Annotated in this window: 18 protein-coding genes and 2 pseudogenes; 14 read left to right on the top strand and 6 right to left on the bottom strand. The window is 40.3% G+C overall.

Annotated features, from left to right (window positions below):
* Positions 1 to 5 precede the first annotated feature (5 nt).
* The 3 genes and pseudogenes from MKY20_RS00965 (at position 6) to MKY20_RS00955 (ending at position 2202) form a co-directional block, all read left to right on the top strand.
* Positions 6 to 916 (top strand): annotated as a pseudogene (locus MKY20_RS00965) (ABC transporter ATP-binding protein).
* The gene (locus tag MKY20_RS00960) at positions 913 to 1653 is read left to right on the top strand and encodes an ABC transporter permease (protein ID WP_251175567.1); all 741 of its coding nucleotides are present in this window, start codon (positions 913 to 915) and stop codon (positions 1651 to 1653) included. The pseudogene MKY20_RS00965 and the gene MKY20_RS00960 overlap by 4 nt, the downstream one beginning before the upstream one ends.
* 108 nt (positions 1654 to 1761) lie before the next feature.
* Positions 1762 to 2202 carry a GNAT family N-acetyltransferase gene (locus MKY20_RS00955; protein WP_009335459.1) on the top strand — a complete coding sequence of 147 codons (441 nt, stop codon included), beginning with the start codon at positions 1762 to 1764 and terminating at the stop codon, positions 2200 to 2202.
* Between the two features lie 330 nt (positions 2203 to 2532).
* Here the strand turns inward: MKY20_RS00955 and pdxR are convergent, their stop codons facing one another.
* A complete protein-coding gene (pdxR, locus tag MKY20_RS00950) occupies positions 2533 to 3966 on the bottom strand; it encodes a MocR-like pyridoxine biosynthesis transcription factor PdxR (RefSeq protein WP_251175566.1) in 1434 nt (477 codons plus the stop codon).
* 767 nt (positions 3967 to 4733) lie between these two features.
* Here pdxR and spxA point away from each other — a divergent pair.
* The 3 genes from spxA (at position 4734) to MKY20_RS00935 (ending at position 6035) form a co-directional block, all read left to right on the top strand.
* A complete protein-coding gene (gene spxA / locus MKY20_RS00945; protein ID WP_009335456.1) occupies positions 4734 to 5129 on the top strand; it encodes a transcriptional regulator SpxA in 396 nt (131 codons plus the stop codon).
* Between the two features lie 79 nt (positions 5130 to 5208).
* Positions 5209 to 5622: an RrF2 family transcriptional regulator gene (locus MKY20_RS00940; RefSeq protein WP_009335455.1), complete on the top strand. Its 414-nt coding sequence runs from the start codon at positions 5209 to 5211 to the stop codon at positions 5620 to 5622.
* 83 nt (positions 5623 to 5705) lie between these two features.
* Positions 5706 to 6035, top strand: coding sequence for an IDEAL domain-containing protein (locus MKY20_RS00935; protein ID WP_251175565.1), 330 nt, complete (start codon positions 5706 to 5708; stop codon positions 6033 to 6035).
* 59 nt (positions 6036 to 6094) lie between these two features.
* Here MKY20_RS00935 and MKY20_RS00930 read toward each other — a convergent pair whose 3' ends face one another.
* The 3 genes from MKY20_RS00930 to MKY20_RS00920 are packed head-to-tail and all read right to left on the bottom strand — an operon-like array spanning position 6095 to position 8035.
* Positions 6095 to 7168 (bottom strand): hypothetical protein, encoded by a 1074-nt coding sequence (locus MKY20_RS00930; protein ID WP_251266914.1) that lies wholly within the window; start codon positions 7166 to 7168, stop codon positions 6095 to 6097.
* 13 nt (positions 7169 to 7181) lie between these two features.
* Positions 7182 to 7718 carry a DUF2812 domain-containing protein gene (locus MKY20_RS00925; protein ID WP_251266915.1) on the bottom strand — a complete coding sequence of 179 codons (537 nt, stop codon included), beginning with the start codon at positions 7716 to 7718 and terminating at the stop codon, positions 7182 to 7184.
* Entirely contained in the window at positions 7715 to 8035 is a 321-nt protein-coding gene (locus tag MKY20_RS00920; RefSeq protein ID WP_217026171.1) for a PadR family transcriptional regulator, read from the bottom strand. Before MKY20_RS00920 ends, MKY20_RS00925 begins: the two co-directional genes overlap by 4 nt.
* A gap of 182 nt (positions 8036 to 8217) precedes the next feature.
* Here MKY20_RS00920 and MKY20_RS00915 point away from each other — a divergent pair.
* From MKY20_RS00915 to MKY20_RS00900, 4 genes and pseudogenes are all read left to right on the top strand, one after another.
* Positions 8218 to 8304: pseudogene (locus MKY20_RS00915) on the top strand (ATP-binding protein); the annotation flags it as partial.
* A gap of 70 nt (positions 8305 to 8374) precedes the next feature.
* Positions 8375 to 8794 carry a hypothetical protein gene (locus MKY20_RS00910; protein ID WP_251175562.1) on the top strand — a complete coding sequence of 140 codons (420 nt, stop codon included), beginning with the start codon at positions 8375 to 8377 and terminating at the stop codon, positions 8792 to 8794.
* Between the two features lie 18 nt (positions 8795 to 8812).
* Complete coding sequence (locus MKY20_RS00905; RefSeq protein ID WP_251175561.1) at positions 8813 to 9295, top strand: hypothetical protein; 483 nt, start codon at positions 8813 to 8815, stop codon at positions 9293 to 9295.
* Positions 9296 to 9626: 331 nt separating this feature from the next.
* Positions 9627 to 10223, top strand: a complete 597-nt coding sequence (locus tag MKY20_RS00900) for a hypothetical protein (protein WP_251175560.1) — start codon at positions 9627 to 9629, stop codon at positions 10221 to 10223.
* Positions 10224 to 10291: 68 nt separating this feature from the next.
* Here the strand turns inward: MKY20_RS00900 and MKY20_RS00895 are convergent, their stop codons facing one another.
* On the bottom strand, positions 10292 to 10729 hold the full coding sequence (locus MKY20_RS00895) for a cell wall hydrolase (protein ID WP_009335446.1): 438 nt from the start codon (positions 10727 to 10729) through the stop codon (positions 10292 to 10294).
* 594 nt (positions 10730 to 11323) lie between these two features.
* Here MKY20_RS00895 and MKY20_RS00890 point away from each other — a divergent pair.
* Complete coding sequence (locus MKY20_RS00890; protein WP_251175559.1) at positions 11324 to 12211, top strand: hypothetical protein; 888 nt, start codon at positions 11324 to 11326, stop codon at positions 12209 to 12211.
* A 33-nt stretch (positions 12212 to 12244) separates the two neighbouring features.
* Here MKY20_RS00890 and MKY20_RS00885 read toward each other — a convergent pair whose 3' ends face one another.
* Positions 12245 to 13630, bottom strand: coding sequence for a sigma-54 interaction domain-containing protein (locus tag MKY20_RS00885; protein ID WP_251175558.1), 1386 nt, complete (start codon positions 13628 to 13630; stop codon positions 12245 to 12247).
* Positions 13631 to 13811: 181 nt separating this feature from the next.
* On the opposite strand from MKY20_RS00885, the gene MKY20_RS00880 reads away from it, so the two are divergent.
* From MKY20_RS00880 to MKY20_RS00870, 3 genes are read left to right on the top strand one after another with little or no spacing between them, the layout of a single operon-like run.
* Positions 13812 to 14831, top strand: coding sequence for an NAD(P)/FAD-dependent oxidoreductase (locus MKY20_RS00880; protein WP_009335442.1), 1020 nt, complete (start codon positions 13812 to 13814; stop codon positions 14829 to 14831).
* 31 nt (positions 14832 to 14862) lie between these two features.
* Positions 14863 to 15948: an aromatic ring-hydroxylating oxygenase subunit alpha gene (locus MKY20_RS00875; protein WP_251175557.1), complete on the top strand. Its 1086-nt coding sequence runs from the start codon at positions 14863 to 14865 to the stop codon at positions 15946 to 15948.
* Entirely contained in the window at positions 15941 to 17389 is a 1449-nt protein-coding gene (locus MKY20_RS00870) for an aldehyde dehydrogenase family protein (RefSeq protein WP_019381067.1), read from the top strand. Before MKY20_RS00875 ends, MKY20_RS00870 begins: the two co-directional genes overlap by 8 nt.

Below are 17389 nucleotides of genomic sequence, written 5' to 3'. Positions count from 1 at the left end.
TTCGGATGGAAAGTGTCATTTCTGTAAAAAATTTATCTAAAAATTTTGGTGCCGCCCGGGCAGTAAACAATCTTTCCTTTACTGTTTATAAAGGGGAAATCTTCGGAATTATAGGGCCGAACGGAGCAGGAAAAACAACAACACTTGAAATACTTGAGGGGATCTCTGTTCCGAGCGGAGGGGAGGTTGAAGTGCTTGCCCTGTTCCAAGCAAGCAGCTGCGTGAATTAAACAAAAAAATCGGCGTGCAGTTTCAAGCCACATCCATTCAGAAGAAAATGAAAGTAAAAGAAGCGCTGGACCTCTTTTCTTCCTTTTACGAAGGCCCGGCGCAAAAAGATTATTTAATAGACTTGCTGGGCTTAAAAGAAAAATTGAACGTAACGTTTGATGACCTATCCGGGGGCTGGAAACAGCGGGTAACGCTCGCCTTAGCCACCCTGCATGAACCTGAAATTCTTTTCCTCGATGAACCGAGTATGGGGCTGGATCCTTCTGCAAGGCGGGAAATGTGGTCATTAATACGGCTGTTAAGGGACCGGGGCAGCACCATTGTCGTGACCACGCACTATATGGAAGAAGCTGAGCAGCTTTGTGATCGGGTGGCAATGATCTATAGCGGCCAATTGAAAGCACTGAATACACCGCATGAATTGTTGAATGAAGGGGCTGCTGACTGTCTGGCCTTTACGAGTGCCGGCCTTAGCCGTGAATATTTACTCTCCCTTCCTGGTGTTGAACGAGTGGAAAATAACCTGGACGAATTCAAAGTGTACTGCGATGATCAGCAGACAACAGCTTTTCACATTTTCGCTCACTGCCAGGAAAAGGGGATACGTCTGGCAGACTTTAAGTTTGAGAAGGGCTCACTCGATGATTTATTTGTCCAGTACTTAGAAAAGGAGAAAATCGGATGAATGCTATTGTAAAGCTCGCCGCCCTTGAAACGAAAATGTTTTTTAGGGACCGGTTAAGCACGTTCTGGACGTTCCTGTTTCCAGTTGTCATGATTTGGCTGTTCGGTTCCATGTTTGTAGGAGACAACATGAGCCAAAAGGTTTTTGCAGAATACTTTGTTCCTTCATGGATTGGCGTCAACATAGTAACCACTTCCTTTTTTACACTGGGAACCGTTTTAACCAATTACCGGGAAACGGGTGTTTTAAGGAGGTATCAGTCAACTCCGCTTCAGCCATGGAAAATCCTCGCCGCCCATACCTTTCAAGGGACCGTCATCTTTGCCATATCTGCCTTGCTGCTTATGATCTTTGGGATGCTTCTGTATGACCTGACTCTGCCGGCTTATATTGGCAGTACGCTGCTTTCTCTGCTGATCAGCATCCTGGCCTTTTTCCCGTTTGCTTTATTCCTGACATCCTTAGCTAAAAATGCACAGTCTGCAGCAGCCATCAGTTCCTTATTCCTGAACCTGATGCTGTTCCTCTCAGGTGCGACCTTTCCTCTTGAGATGATGCCATCAGTCCTTCAATACGCAGCTAAAATCCTTCCGCTTTATTATGTGATTCAATTGCTGAGGGGTACCTGGACTGAAGCGCCGATTACGGAATATGGATTTGAAGCTGCTGTTCTGATTGGGATTGCGATTGTGTCTGTTGTACTTGCTGTGCGATTCTTTCGGTGGAGCGGAAAGTAAGCCCTAAGAGATTGGGGCTTTTTCATTGCATAAAGACATATTGAGTTTACAAATATTTGTTAATATTTATATAATTACTTAATTCATGTTATAAAGGTGGTTATGAATATGGAAATCTATCAAGCTTCAATGGAGGATCTGGAAGGAGTTTCTGCATTATTTAATTTATATCGCGTATTTTACAAACAAGCACCCGATTTGGAAGCAGCAGCCGATTACGTAAAAGAACGATTAGAGAAGAAGGATTCTGTCATATATGTGGTGAAGAAGGAAGGAAAGTATCTTGGATTTACTCAGCTTTATCCAACTTTTTCATCTATATCTATGAAAAGAGCCTGGATCCTGAATGATTTGTATGTGGATGCAGAGGCAAGGAAAGAGGGAATAGGGGAAAAGCTCATAGACAAAGCGAAAGAGCTCGCTGCTGAAACAGGTGCGGTAAGTATCAGCCTCAGTACGGCTCCTGATAATTTTTCTGCACAAAGACTCTATGAAAAAATCGGGTTTAAGCGGGATGAGCAATTTTACCATTATGAATTGAGTATTTAATGGATTCTTTAAAAAGGAATGGATTTTCCGTACTCTTGGATCCATTTAAATATCAAATGAATAATATTTATGGTTTTTTATAAATTTTTCTGTTTGTATTATCTGGATTTAAGTAATTTGCAATAGGTTCTGAAGGCTCTCTCTTTGCAGGGGGCCCAATACCACAGACTCTTTGAGTTCTTTAGATCTGTGACATCGTAATGTATAACCCTGTGGATATGTGAATTAGATAAGCAGATATGCTGATTTTTCAATGATGGAAGATTCAATTTGTTGTAGAATTTTGCATTACCTTAATGAAAAAACGCCTGAAAACCAGGCGTTTTTTCATTATTCTAGAGTTTTCAGAGCCTCAGCAAACCGCTTAATACCTTCATGGATTCTTTCTTCATTTTCCCTGCCAAACGTAAAACGCACGAATCCCTTCTCAGCGCCCATGGTGGTTCCGGGAACGTAGATGACACCCCGTTTAATTGATTCTTCAAGCAGCTGATTTTCATTATGCTCTTTTTTGATTCTGCACCAAAGATGGATTCCGCCTTGCGGAGTGCTGAATTCCACTTGGTCTTTCAGGAAATGATTCAGGCTTGAAACAATGGAGTTTCTCCGCTGTTCCAAATGTCTGGTTAGAAATTTTAAATGTGACTCAAAGCCTGCGGACTCAATAAAATCATTCGCAATCCATTGCGAAAAGCTTCCATGACCGAAATCCACCTGCTGCTTAGCATCTGATAACCGCTCAATTACTGATCTCGGACCGATGATCCAGCCGATTCTGAGGCCGGAAGCGACAATTTTGGTCAGGGAGCTTATATATAAAACAATGCCGTTACGGTCGAGGGATTTGAGTGTCTTCATTTTTCCGCAGGTAAAGGGTGTCAGGCTGTAAGGATCATCTTCCACCAGCGGAATTCCGTATTCAGAGGACAATTCAAGGATTTTTCTGCGCCTGTCTTCAGGAAGCAATGTGCCTGTTGGGTTCTGAAAAATGGGATTTAAAAAGATCATCTTAATTCGATGCTTTTTATATAAAGCTATAATATCATCAGGATTTATTCCATCCTTGCCTGTTTTTAAATAATAAGTTTTGACTCCGGCTGATTTAAAGATTGGCAGGCTGTAGTGGTAAGAGGGATCCTCGATGGCAACAGAGTCCCCGGGCTTTAAGAGGCATTGGACGACAAGGTGCAGGGCCTGTTGGGCACCGGAAGTAATAAGTATGGAAGAAGGGCTGGTCTCGATGTCCCGGAACTTTTTTACATGGTCAGTCAGTGTTTTTCTCAGGATTTCATTTCCCTGAGGGTGATCGTACCCCAGTGTCCCGATAAAAGAGCGATTGGAAGTAATCTCTCTTAGCGAAGCCAAAGGAAAGAGGTCCTGAGAGAGTTCCCCGCTGGCCAGGTTGATCAGTTTTGTCTCTGCCAGTTCTTTATGAATCCTTTGTGTGACTGGCAAATTGGGCAAAAAGGAGCCTGCTTCTATATACCGGTTCCAGCTTGGAATGCGCCTTTTGGCCATTCCCCAAATATCTTTGCTGACCATCGTACCGCTTCCCCGATTTCGTTCAACAATCCCGTTTGACTCCAGTTCATCATATGCAGCAACAACCGTGCTTCTATTGATATCAAACTGTTTTGCTAACCCTCTTTCTGAAGGCAGCGGTTTGTCGGGAGGGAATGTGCCATCTGCTATTCCGTTTTCTATATACATCGCCAGCTGCTTATAAATAGGTGTTTTTGATTTTCTATCAGGTTTCCAATCCAATTGAAACATCCTTTTCGAAGTGAAACTTTAAAATTATTATAACAGCCTTTTTCTAAAATAATGGATGGAGAGGGTTTAAAAGCGTAAAAAAAAGCAGATATATGGCTTTTAAGGTTTGTTCTTTTCCATTAACTTCTGAAAGCCGTAATTAACATTTGCAAGTGCGAAGGAAATCAGGAACAGAGTAATGGGTTTGAATTTTTTAAGCTTGTAATGGCCAATCTTTTGGAATAGTGCATTTAGCGGGAAAGCAAAAATGATGTCCATCACGAAATTAAAGAAAAAATATAGCAGGTATTTACCATAAGTAAAATGAAATACCCATAAATTTATTGCGAAAAAGGGACCGAAAATAAAAGCTAATGCGTCCAATACAATAAATTTTGTACCGCCTTTTACTTTCCACCATTTAAAAAGAAGGTTTAAAAGGGTTTGCACTAACAAAATGCATGAGCAAAATAAGGTAACCGGCAGAAATCTTTTAAAGGACGACTTTGGGAGGAAAATGACTGTTATGGTCCATAAAAGGATTGCGTTAACAACTCTAAAGAAATTTACGTTCAAGAGTAACCCTCCTTTTTTATTATGGTGTTGAATTGTATGGCGATTATTCGAGTAGTAAAAGAAAATATTGACTTTTTTAACTGTAATGATTATCATTACAGTATACCCGATTGGGGAAAGAAGGATTTACTTTTGAATGTTAACTGTAAGAAATTATATTACATTTATAAAAAATATCTAAACAATAGAGGGAGTGTTTTTAAATGGTGAATTTATTCTTATCATCAAGCTGCGGTTCCTGCCGGAAAGCCCGTGCATGGCTTGAGGAGCATCAAATAGATTATGTTGAACGGAACATTGTAACAGATCCGCTTACAGTGGATGAAATTAAATCGATTCTGCGCCTTACAGAAAATGGGACTGAGGAGATTATTTCAACTAAATCAAAAGCTTACCAGGAGTTAAACGTGAATATTGATTCCATGCCGCTAAAAGAGTTATATCAATTGATTATCGATAATCCTCAAATGCTGCGCAGACCGATTATTCTCGATGAAAAAAGACTCCAGGTCGGCTTTAACGAGGACGAAATTCGCAGCTTCCTTCCACGGAAGTTTCGTACGTTTTCATACAATGAACTGCAAAGATTGGCTAACTAACCAGTCTGTAAATTGTTGACAAGTCGATCTGTAACACTTAGTATTACAGTACAGTATGAGAAAATATAGGAGGCCGGCCATGAATAGCGATTTTACTCTTGCCATTCACAGTCTAACTTATCTCGCCCTGCAGCTGGATCGCATGTCAACGAGCGATGCGATTTCTGAAAGTGCAGGTGTCCATCCGGTCCGCATCCGAAAAGTCCTGAGTTTATTAAAAAAACATGGATTTATTAAATCAAAAGAGGGAACGGGCGGCGGATTTATTTTTGCCCGGGATTTAAGCGAAGTGAATCTTTGGGATATTTATAAGATTACTTCTGAAGGCGCACTGCAGCCGAAGTGTCCGGATTCAAATGAAGCCTGTGTAGTGGGGGCTAATATGCAAAGAGTTCTGATCAACATCTTTTTAGGTGCAGAGGAACATTTAGGTGAATATTTAAAGCACTATACATTAAAGAATATTGTTGATTTGATCTATAAAGAAAATTAATTGGGAGCTAATAAGCTTTCCATTCATTAAAATGTAATGAAAATTATTACAGTTTGAAAATCTCATTTAAGAAGGTGAAAAAAATGATGTCCAACAATAAGGCCATTTTAAAAGCGGGAGATTGGATTAAGGGGAAATCCCGTGAAGGGGAACTAATCGTTGGCTATATCGAAGCTCTTGAAGAAGGATTTATTAAGACAAAAGTTATTTCAAGTGATAATAAAACTATTGAAGGCAAAATCATTCCCCTGCTTAGCAAACAGGTTAAGAAAATGCCGGCGGCAAAGGTAGCCAATAAAGAACAGATCCATTTCCTGATCGACCTTGCCCTTTCCACTGGAGATGAAGAATGGTTTTTTGAATTGACCTCGAAGCTGAATTCGATGAGAGAGCTTGTGAAGGATATTAAATAAAAACCGGGGAAGTGCCTGTGTCCGTCTGCTTATAAGCAGTCAGATGCAGGCACTTTGTTTTATATTGCTTTACAGTCTTGTGCATTCTGGCTGTCCATACGATTCCTTACTATTTCTGTCAGCTTTAGTTCTGCATGAAAATAACCGTATTGGGTGCTTCCTTTTCTGCAGGTCCTCTCCACTTCATCAAGAAGGGAATATGCTTTTTCGGCATCTCTATTTAAATAAGCCAGAATGGCTTCGCTTCTTTTGTAGCTGACCTTATCTATTGTATACATATTGCTATGCAAGGTTTTAATTAAAGTCAGATCAGGTTCTAAGGACAGGAATGAGTCGATTTGCCGGATATGTGAAGCAAACTGCAGACGGAATTTCGTTTTGTTGGTTATAGGAAGTTTTTTGAAGGCTGCAATTGATTCCGAGGCTTGCTCATAATTGATATTCATGAGGTGATAGTAGAATAGCAGGAATGCGGTAGTCATGGCCTCTGGGGAAGCTTCTGTTTTATAAGATTCCTGGATTAACTGTTCATCCCACTCGCTTGGGGTGCGCGGTGACATCACTTCTTTTAATAGGATAAGCCCGGCGAGATATGTCTCTGCTTCTTTGCCGCCTTTGTGCAGAAGCAGAAAAACACTGCCATCTGAGTTAAAGGTTCCTTTAAAGGGAATAGCCGTTGCAAAGAAAATGGCTAAGTTCAGTACTGTAAGCATCATAGCCATTTCGGCCTTTGTCATAGCCCAAATGGATAGACTGATTACAAATGCAATTAAAGTAAATACAGGACCGCCTGCCACAAACCATTTGTGCTTCTTAACCATCTTCGTTAAGTTTATTTCGTCCGGCATGCAGCTGGCCAGTCCGCCAAAGGCAAGCCAGCTTTGGTTTGGCACTATTTTTAAAGCAGGGCTCTTTTCGATTGTGATAGGCCCGACTGTCAAAAATAAAAACGTGTAGCCGGCAAGCTTTCCGCCGATGACATGACCGAGTTCATGGATAAAGAGAACGATGAAAGCACATGCGGCCACAAGCCCAATAGAGAAGGCTTTATCTGCATGGGAAGTAAAAGAGAAGCCGATTAGGAGAGCAATGCCTAATAAGCATATATAGAAGGGGGTAAAAATTTTACTCATTGAGATATCTCCTTTAATTTTTGCTGGATTTATTTACTTTTAACAGCTGTATGAAAAGCGCCATGGATGTCATAAGCATCGGGATAAATAAAACAATAGAGATGAAGAATCCTATTTTGCCTGCCTGATTAAGGAATCCCTCTGCTAATTTCATGAATGCTAGAGCAATAATTGTGAACAGGAGGGCAGCAATGGTTACTATGTATACTGGCTTAGCCGTTCGTTTTACCTGATCTGTTTTGGACGCAGCATCACTATAAATAGGCGGTGTGCCGGGAACCGCTTTAAACAGGTGAATTCCTGTATGTGAGTAAACATGTGTCCAGCCGGCAGCTGCAAATAAATCGCAGTATTCTTCTTCGTCTTCTGGTGTCATTTCATGATAGTCGATACTGAATATTACATCTTCTGGGCTGGACTTTGTAAATGTATACAGGCCGCCTTTAAAGGATTCGACCATCCACCCCTCTGCAGCTTTTTCCCGCAGCATCTGTAAATCCTTTTGTTCAAAAAAAGCGAGTCCATTCGAGATTTTATATGTTTTCTTCATTGTACTCTCCCTTTATTCAATCCATCTTCCGCAAATTGCACCATCGTTTTTCTCCTTTCAATATCAGCTTGAAGAATTTCACGGCCTCTTTCTGTCAGTACATAAACCTTCCTCCTCGAGTTTGCATCCTCGAATAGCTCAACATACTCCTGTTTGATCAGCTTTTTGATAATGGTATATAGGGACGCCGGCCCAATATTCACCTCGCCGTTTGTTATTTCTTCAACCAGGCTCATCACTGCATAGCCATGCCGGGGCTCTGTAAAGGCCGCCATTATATAAAAGACGGAATCTGTTAATTGTTCTAAAGATTTCATGCCAGCACCAACTTTGTATCATTTTATGATATATCTAAAAGTAATATATCATAAAACGATATAATGAATCTATAAAAATTTCCAATTTATTTGAAGGAAGATGGATATTGGTTTCGAATATGTACAGGAAGGTATTAATATAAATTCATGTTAACAGCAGATTTTGGAACGGAGCTGCAGGTGTGAAAAGGTTAGCGATTATGACTGTCGGCAAAACGCATAGCGGGAAAACGACATTTGCGAAGGCTTTAGAAAAAGAATTGCCCAACGTGCCAGAGGTTATCCGTATTATAGCTGATATTTCGATGCGATTGGACTGAAGACTATTAAAGAAGGGGAGTGTTTTTCTTAAAGGTAAATATAGAAAGTATGCTGTATGCTGTGATGATCGCAATTCCCATTCAGCTTATGCTGAATGTCTGCAGAATCAGCAGACTGACAGAATGGACTATTGATACCGTTAATATTGTATCGTCTGTTATTATCATCAGCGGATTTATCCTTTGCTCTGTTTTCCTTATTAATTTAACAAAACGCTGGCTGTCTGAAACAAAGGCCTGGTATTGTAATGTCATACTCTGGCTGCCTTATGTTGTGCTGTTTTTATATATGACAACAAGTCTTTTTCCAATTACTTACCAGGGGGATGTTCCGAACACTGCTTCTGGCCTTATGGCAATTGGAGCTTTAGCTGTTTTTCCGTTTTACATTTTGTTGATCAGTCTGGTTAAGAAGAATGAGCAGGGATGGTATGTATGAAAAAGGAGCGGCAATAAGTTGGGCATCAGTCAAATGTTTGCAAGAAAAGTAATAGCTGCATCGATTTCAGGGTCACTGTTCGCGGTTGTGTTAGGTCTGATTGCAACGGATCCGTTTGTTGGAGAAGCTGGTTCGGCTGGTGAATACTTTCGGGGAGCTATTATATCCATTCCCTTCTATCTTTTATACAGCTTCCCGGTCATTTTGATTTATGGCACATTAACTTCTGCCGTTAGTGACTTATTAGCCTTTTTTATTTCGAACCATACAAACAGGAAACTGGAATTATATATTTCATTAATCCTGCACTTGCTTTTTGGGTCAATTCTGTATGGTTTAAGTTTAGGAGCGGCTGTGTTATTTTTTATAACGGATTATATTTTGCGCCGTAAACAATTCGGAAGCTGGAGAAATGCCTTGAAATCTTTAGGATTGCCTGTTTTGGTTTGGATTGTCTTTATGGGTGGCGTGTATGTTATGGCTGCTTCCTTACTGAAATAGTAAGAATAATGGATTGTTTTGATAAGTAGTTCTTCGAGAAAAAGGCGGCTATTTTTATTCGATCTGGGGTTACGTTCCATTTTTATTAATACCATTCAGTAAAGAGGCGGAAAAATGAACCTAATCCTTTTTGCTATTATCCACATTGTAATTGGGTGTATATTCATTTATACATACGGTAAATTGCCAAAAGCGATGTCCACATTTGCATTCGTTTTTCTTACTATGAGTTTTCTTTATTAGGGAGCAGTGTTAATCAATTTTGCTAGTTAGTCAGCTGCCAGAAGGGCGGCTTTTTATTTTTGGAACGATGGATGCAAAGGGGGATTTGATGAAGAAGACAAATGCGAAAAAGTATTTTAAGAGAATGTTATTTATATTATTGGTGTCAGCTTTTGTTTATAGCATTTATATAAATCTCGGATACAGGCACTTTATAAAACAAAGCCAGGAAAGGAATTATGCACATTTGAGGTCCATAGCTGCAGTAGGCGATAATTCGGCTCACTGGCTTGAGGAATTTGTTCAGATACCTATTGAGAAAGAGGATGAGTGGAAAGACGAGTTATATAATTCATGGAGAGTTGTGAACGGAGAGAGCAGAAGTATCAATTCCTATTTGTCTGCCATGTCTGTTTTTGATATGGGAGAGGATGCACCTGATTGGAACTTGCTTCAATATAGCTTATTTCGTGTTGATGGGTTTATAAATGGCATGACGGATAAGTTTCTTGAAAATCAATCATATCGTATGAGTAAGGAAGAAACAGAAAGAATAGAAGCGGTTATTACAGTTTATAGCAGTGTTAGCGAAGAACTGGAAAAGGAATCTGTCAATGTAGAAAGACTCCTGGAATCTATAAAGGAACCGATGCTGGTAATAGATGATTATTATGCGGATGCCCTTGAGAAAGTGGATAGTAACTAAGAGCTTTCTTTTGGGACTTACATACACTAAAGGAAGGCAAATATCCCCCACTAAACGTGGGGGTATGGTCACCTATAAACACTTTCACATGTATTAGCTTGGGGTTCATAATAGCAATGCTGTTTGAATTGTCCTGAAAAAGGCTGATCGTACCATGTTGGCGGACATGGAGCATATGGATTGAAATACCAGAGAGCAAACTTGGAAGGATGCTGCCTCCAATAGTCTAAGGTTTGTTTAGCCAATCGTTTCTCTACACCTCTGGCCCTGTTGTAAAAAACATTTCCTTTCTGTACGGCTTCAAAAGAGTAATTTCCTCCCTGCACTTGAAATATGACTTGAGGTATTGTCCGGAGACCTACAAAATCGAGGCAATCAGCCGCTCTTCGATTGACTATAACATTTCCGACCATAAGCATCCCCAGTTTTCCTTCACCTTCGGCTTCTGCCCTCATCATCCTTGCCATTAAAGCCACGTCACTGTCGGTATATTGTACTCTTGGCACTTTTTATCACCTCTAAAAGAATTGTATTAAGAAATCCTGTAAACATGCTAACGGGTTCAAAGGAAGAAATATTAATTGGGGGTGCAAACCGCATTGCGTGTTCAGCACCCCTTATTACGGATATATAAACAGTTAGTGTGGCTTAACTGCTTCGAGCTCTATTTAAATAAGCTACCTAATTTATATGCTGCCTCCGTTTGAAATATGCAAAAAAAGGGAGTTTAATGAAACCTTTTCTATGGGAATTCGTACCATTACTTATGAGGGGTGGGTATCTTGAAAACTCAAAAAGATAAAAGTGGAGTAAGCCTGAAAAAATTTTTATATGGTATAGGCCTATTTATTTTCGGGGGATTGGCTTTAACAAATGTGACGGCGCCGCTGCCTTAAAGGAATCAACCAAAGAATTTCTTTTGTTTATTTTTGGGTGTGTACTAATCTATTATTTTTTAGTAAGTGTCTACTTCATAGGCGGATTATGGAGGAAAGTTTTTTATGCGATTTTAATTTTGCTATGCGGGTTTAGTATATTAATGGTTTTTTATTTGATAACACATTCAATACCTCACTAATATTTAGAAAGGTGGAGATAAATTGAGCAGATCAATAAAAATCAGCTGTTTTGTATTTTTGCTGTTTTTGATGACTGGCTGCAGCCACTCTGATTCAGATCCGGTTACTTCCGAAAAAGCAGTTTCAACTGAACAGAGTAATCTAAAAAACTTTAAAACAGACGATGGAAAAATAGAAATTGTTACTTTTAATAAAGGAAATTTTTCCGAAGATGCATTAAAAGCAATTAAGGAAGAAACCCTCGATTACTACAATCATCTGCAAAAGAAAAATATTTCAATTCTCTCCCCATCTAAAATATATTTACATCTATATAAAGAGGAAAAGGTAAGTTATTCAAGCGGGAATACTATACACCTTTATTGGGTGAAAGATGGAGATTATCCTCTCGTTCACGAACTTACTCATGTATTATTTGGCCATAATCATGACCATGTTACACAAGAAGGTCTGGCGATTTTTATGCAGGATTCCTATTCGGACGAAAAAGTATTTCCTAATTATAAGGGAGATATCCATGGCATCATGAACTATTTAATGATGCAAGAAGTTATGCTGCCTCTGGAAACACTTCTGCAGAAGGATGAAATTTTTTCATATTTAAACCCAAATAAAGACTCTCATTCTTTAAGGTGGCTGGCTTATATTGAATCTGCTTCATTTTCGAGCTTCCTTATTCATGAATATGGTATTGAAAGTTTCCTTAAAATCTATGATAAGCCGAATTTAACCAACGAAATACATACTGTATACGGGAAAAAATTAGAACTGCTCGAGGATGAGTGGAAAGAGTTTGTTCAAGAGAAACCCGTACTAAATGAAGAATTAATTCACCGCAATGACTCTCAGCTTCCTGAGATTATTAATCACTTAGAACTGAATAAAAGTGAGTTATTAAAACCTTTATAATTTGAGAAGGGGACAGGAATACTGCCCCAATTTTCAATAGGGATGAGGAACCTGTCCCTCTGCTCCGCAATACTCTTTAATCAGCCTGGCTGCTTTCGTTTGGCTGATGCCAAGGTCGTTTGCCACTTTTCTGGAGGATTTATGGGTCTGATACGATCTTCTTACCAGAATCCTTTTGGTTTCATCCAGAGCTTTGTCCAGGCTAGTGGAATGAGATGGGTATACTGCTTGATGAGTATTTTCCTTGATCATGTCAGGGAGATCAGAGACCTGAATAATGGAATTGCTGATAATGACTAATCTTTCAATCAGGTTTTCGAGCTGGCGCACATTTCCCGGCCAGGAATAGTGAGTAAGAACATTAAGGCACTCTTCAGAAATGACTTTATTCTCTTTATATTTTTGGTTAAATTTATTCAGGAAATTATAGGTGAGCGGAATGATATCTTCCCTTCTTTCCCGCAATGGCGGCAGATGAATATCAATTACATTTAAACGATAAAATAAGTCTTCTCTAAATGATTTGTTTTCAATCATAGTGGTCAGATTCTGATTAGTTGCCGCTATGATGCGGACATCCACTTTCTTTATTTCGCTGCTTCCGACAGGGATGAACTGTTTCTCCTGTATGAGCTGAAGCAGTTTTGCCTGTACGGAAAGGGGCATTTCTCCGATTTCGTCCAGGAAGAGGGTGCCGCCGTCCGCTGCTTCAATTAATCCTTGTTTTCCTAATTTATTTGCCCCGGTGAAGGCGCCTTTTGAATAGCCAAATAGTTCGGACTCCAATAGTTCTTCCGGAATGGCAGCGCAATTGATGGCAAGAAATGGCCCTTTATTCCGGTTGCTGACTTTGTGAATATATTGAGAAAAGGCACCCTTTCCGGTTCCGGATTCTCCCAGAATAAGAATATTTGAATCTGTTGGAGCTACTTTTTTACAAAACTCCAATATTTCTTTAATCTCTCCGCTGTTGGTTACAATTGTTATTTCCTTTTCTTCATGCTGAGTCGATTTTGACTCGATTTTATCCTCCCTTGCATTCACCATATTAATTTTTTGTATTTCCGTAGAGGTGATGACAACCAGTTCAATTTCGTTTTTGTTATTTAAGATCGGGATGGCCGTAGTCATGAGCTCTGCCCCGATATATGTCTGCTGTCTTAAGTAGCACGGCTCTTTCCGCCGATATACCTCAGGAACAATAGAAGGCTTCCAGTAGCCCTTTTCAAAAAGTTCCACATTGTACTTTCCAATTACATCCCTTGGCTTAAGTCCATAGTGCCTCTCACATACTTTATTCACATATAGAATCCGCATTTCACCATCTAAAACGAAGATTTCATCAGAAGAATAATCAAGAATTTTTAACAAGGTTCCCAATGTCATTTCTACATTGCCTGTATTTGTTGGCATTTTCATTCGGTGAAGCCCTCCTGAGTCATTTTTGATTCAAGAATACCAGATATTGAGTATATTTTAACTCAATATCTGATATTTTTCAGTAAATTTTCAATTGTTTGTTTAATTATTAAGGGTTTTCACTATTGGCACAGTACTTGCATTAAAAAGGTGTATAGAACGATATAAAGGAGGTTCAGGAATGGGCAATTATCCAGATGCTTTCGATATCACCATTATAGGCGGAGGCCCAGTTGGTCTTTTTACAGCTTTTTACACTGGTATGCGCCAGGCTTCGGTGAAAATTATTGAGAGTCTTCCGCAGCTGGGCGGACAATTATCAGCACTATATCCGGAAAAATATATTTATGACATAGCTGGTTTTCCTAAGATAAGAGCTCAGGAACTGATAGATAATTTGATAAAGCAAATGAATCAATTTAATCCATCTGTCTGCTTAGGGGAATCAGTGGAAGGCATCGTCCGCCTGTCTGATCAATCATTTGCGATTCACACGAATAAAGGGACCCATTATACGAAGGCAGTGATTATTACGGCAGGGAACGGTGCTTTCCAGCCAAGGAAATTAAATATCGGCAGCGAGGACAAATTTGAAAATAAAAATCTTCATTATTTTGTCCAAGACTTAAATCAGTTTGCCGGCAAAAAGGTTGTGATCTTTGGTGGAGGGGATTCAGCGGTTGACTGGGCTCTGATGCTTGAGCCGATTGCCGGCAAGGTAACGCTCATTCATAGGAGAGATAAGTTCCGGGCGCATGAGCATAGTGTGGAACGATTGAGACATTCCAGTGTGGAAATGCTGACACCTTATATTCCAGTGGAGCTGGCAGGTGCAGAAGAAATTGAAAACGTAATGGTAGAAAACACGGCTAGCGGGGAGACAATGCTCATCCCGGCAGATGATGTACTAGTGAATTTTGGATTTGTATCTTCATTAGGCCCCATTAAAGAGTGGGGGTTGGAAATAGAGAAAAATGCGATCCTGGTAAACTCCAAAATGGAAACGAATATTCCAGGAATCTATGCGGCAGGTGACATCTGTACCTATGAAGGCAAAGTAAAGCTTATAGCCAGCGGATTTGGGGAAGCGCCGACAGCTGTCAGCAATGCAAAGGTTTATATTGATCCAGGTTCAAAGGTCCAGCCGCTCCATAGTACAAGCATTATGGCAGATAAGGAAAAAACCGGTTCAGCAATCTAAAGGAAAAATTCATTTAAGAAGGAGACAAATCATGACTGCTTACAATAAAGTGCAAAATGCAACAAATCGTACATTTGAAAGAACCTTAACCTATGACAAATACACAGATCCCAAAGTTCTGGAAAAAGAGATGGACCTTGTGTTTTCAAGGTCCTGGCAGCTCGTAGGACATGTTAGTCAGGTGGAAAAGGCTGGAGATTTCTTTACTGCAGAAGTGGCCGGCGAGCCTATTATCGTAAACCGCGGTAAAGATGAAGTAGTCCGTGCCTTTTACAATGTTTGTCCACATCGGGCAACAAAGCTTGAAAAAAATGCAGCCGGGAATAAAAAGATTCTCCAATGTTCTTATCATGGATGGACATTTAAGCTTGATGGCCAGCTGAATAAAGCGCCTAACTTTAGAGGGGAAGACGAGGCTTGTGTAAAGGATGCCTGTCTGCGTTCGGTGCGGATGGAAATTTTGGAATCACTTATCTTTGTAAATTTGGATGACAATGCAAAGCCATTAAGTGAGTCATATGGAGATTTCTTTGAAAGGTTGAGCAAGAATTCCTTTTTAAGCGAACTAAAAAGAACCAGCCAAAAAACACGTACATTTAAAGCGAACTGGAAGGCTTTTATGGATAACTACCTGGAGTGTGACCACTGCCATGTTGCACATCCAAGCTTCGTTGCTGCACTTGATATGAATGATTATCAGATTATTACGTGTGAGAATTATTCCATGCAAGGGACAATTGTCAAGCCAGATAAAAAATATGGAACAGTTGATTTAAATGATGCCGAAATGCAAGGCGGCCAATTCTACTGGCTATGGCCAAATCTGATGCTGACCATTTATCCGGGGCCAGGCAATATGGCGACCATTCAAATTATTCCGATTGATCATGAAACATCCATGGCTGTCTACACATATTATTTCCGTGATGAGAACCTGTCCCAGGCGGAAAAGGATTTAATGACGTTTGCGGAGCAAGTCCGCTCGGAAGATATTGAATTGGTAGAATTGGAACAAATTGGTTTTCGCTCCCGAGCTTTCAGCAAAGGCAGATATTCATCCTCAGAAAAAGCAATTGTTCAATTTCATGAAATGGTATTGGAGGCCCTAAATGAGTAAAATAACCGGAGTTCAGCCAGCAAAAAAGTATTTAATGATTAATGGAAAAAAAGTAGAAACAGATCGATACGCATCTCTTTTTTCACCTTATTCCGGGGAAGAAATTGCCCAAATCGCGATGGCGAATAAAGAACAGACTGAAATGGCCATTGAAGCTGCTTACGAATCCAGGCATTTGATGGCAAAAATGCCAGCTTACAAGAGAGCTGAGATTTTAGAAAAAGTCGTTTCGCTTTTGATTGAAAAAGCGGATCAGGCTGCAGAGATCATTACCCGAGAGTCGTCCAAACCTATTATGTTCTCAAAAGCGGAAGTTGCCAGAACGGTCGAAACGTATAAATTTTCGGCTGAGGAAGCTAAGCGCATTCATGGGGAAACGATTCCTTTTGATGCTGCTTCAGGCGGGGTTGGCCGTATTGGATATACATTGAGAGAGCCGATTGGGGTCATAGGAGCCATAACTCCTTTTAATTTCCCTATGAATCTTGTAGCTCATAAGGTAGGACCGGCAATTGCCGCAGGGAATACAGTTGTCTTGAAGCCAGCCTCACAGACACCGCTCTCGGCACTGTTTATAGCCGAATTATTTGAAGAGGCAGGCCTGCCGCCGGGTGTGTTAAACGTTATAACCGGTCCTGGAAGTGTAGTAGGGGAAGAAATTGTCAGAAATGACCTGGTCAGCATGGTCACCTTTACAGGAAGTCCGGAAGTTGGGATTGGGATACGCAGCAGAGCAGGCTTAAAGAAAACAACATTGGAGCTGGGATCGAATTCAGCCTTAATCATTGATAAAGATACAGATGTCGACCAGATTATTGACCGCTGCATAATGGGGGCTTTTTCGAATCAGGGTCAGGTTTGTATTTCGCTTCAGCGCATCTATGCACATGAAGAGGTATATGAAGAATTCACAGAAAAATTTATTCAGGCAGCAAAGCAGCTGAAAGTTGGCGATCCGCTTGCACCGGATACGTATATTTCTTCTCTAATTTCAAAAGGAGAGGCTGATAGAGTACTAGGATGGATTGAGGAAACAAAAAGCACGAATGCATCTATTGCAGCCGGAGGAAGCCTTCGAAATGGGGTGCTTGAGCCTACGATTATTATCAATGCGGAGCATGATTTAAAAGTATCCTGCCAGGAAGCCTTTGCTCCCGTTGTCGTCGTAAACAAATTCAGTTCCATTGAGGATGCCATAAAGCATGTCAACAACTCGCGGTTTGGCCTGCAGGCGGGAATATACACAAATAATGTGAAGCATGCCCTCTTTGCTTCGCAGGAACTTCATGTTGGCGGAGTTATAATCAATGATGTTCCAACCTACCGTGTTGACCAGATGCCGTATGGCGGTGTAAAGGAAAGCGGCACCGGACGGGAAGGCATCAAATATGCAGTTGAAGAAATGACCGAGATGAAATTAATTGTCTGGAATAATAACTAA

Origin of the sequence: Cytobacillus sp. FSL W8-0315, from assembly GCF_038002905.1 — a bacterium.
Classification (GTDB): Bacteria; Bacillota; Bacilli; order Bacillales; family Cytobacillaceae; genus Cytobacillus; species Cytobacillus pseudoceanisediminis.
Note: the sequence above shows the minus strand (reverse complement) of the source record. Positions and strands in the feature narration are given on the sequence as shown.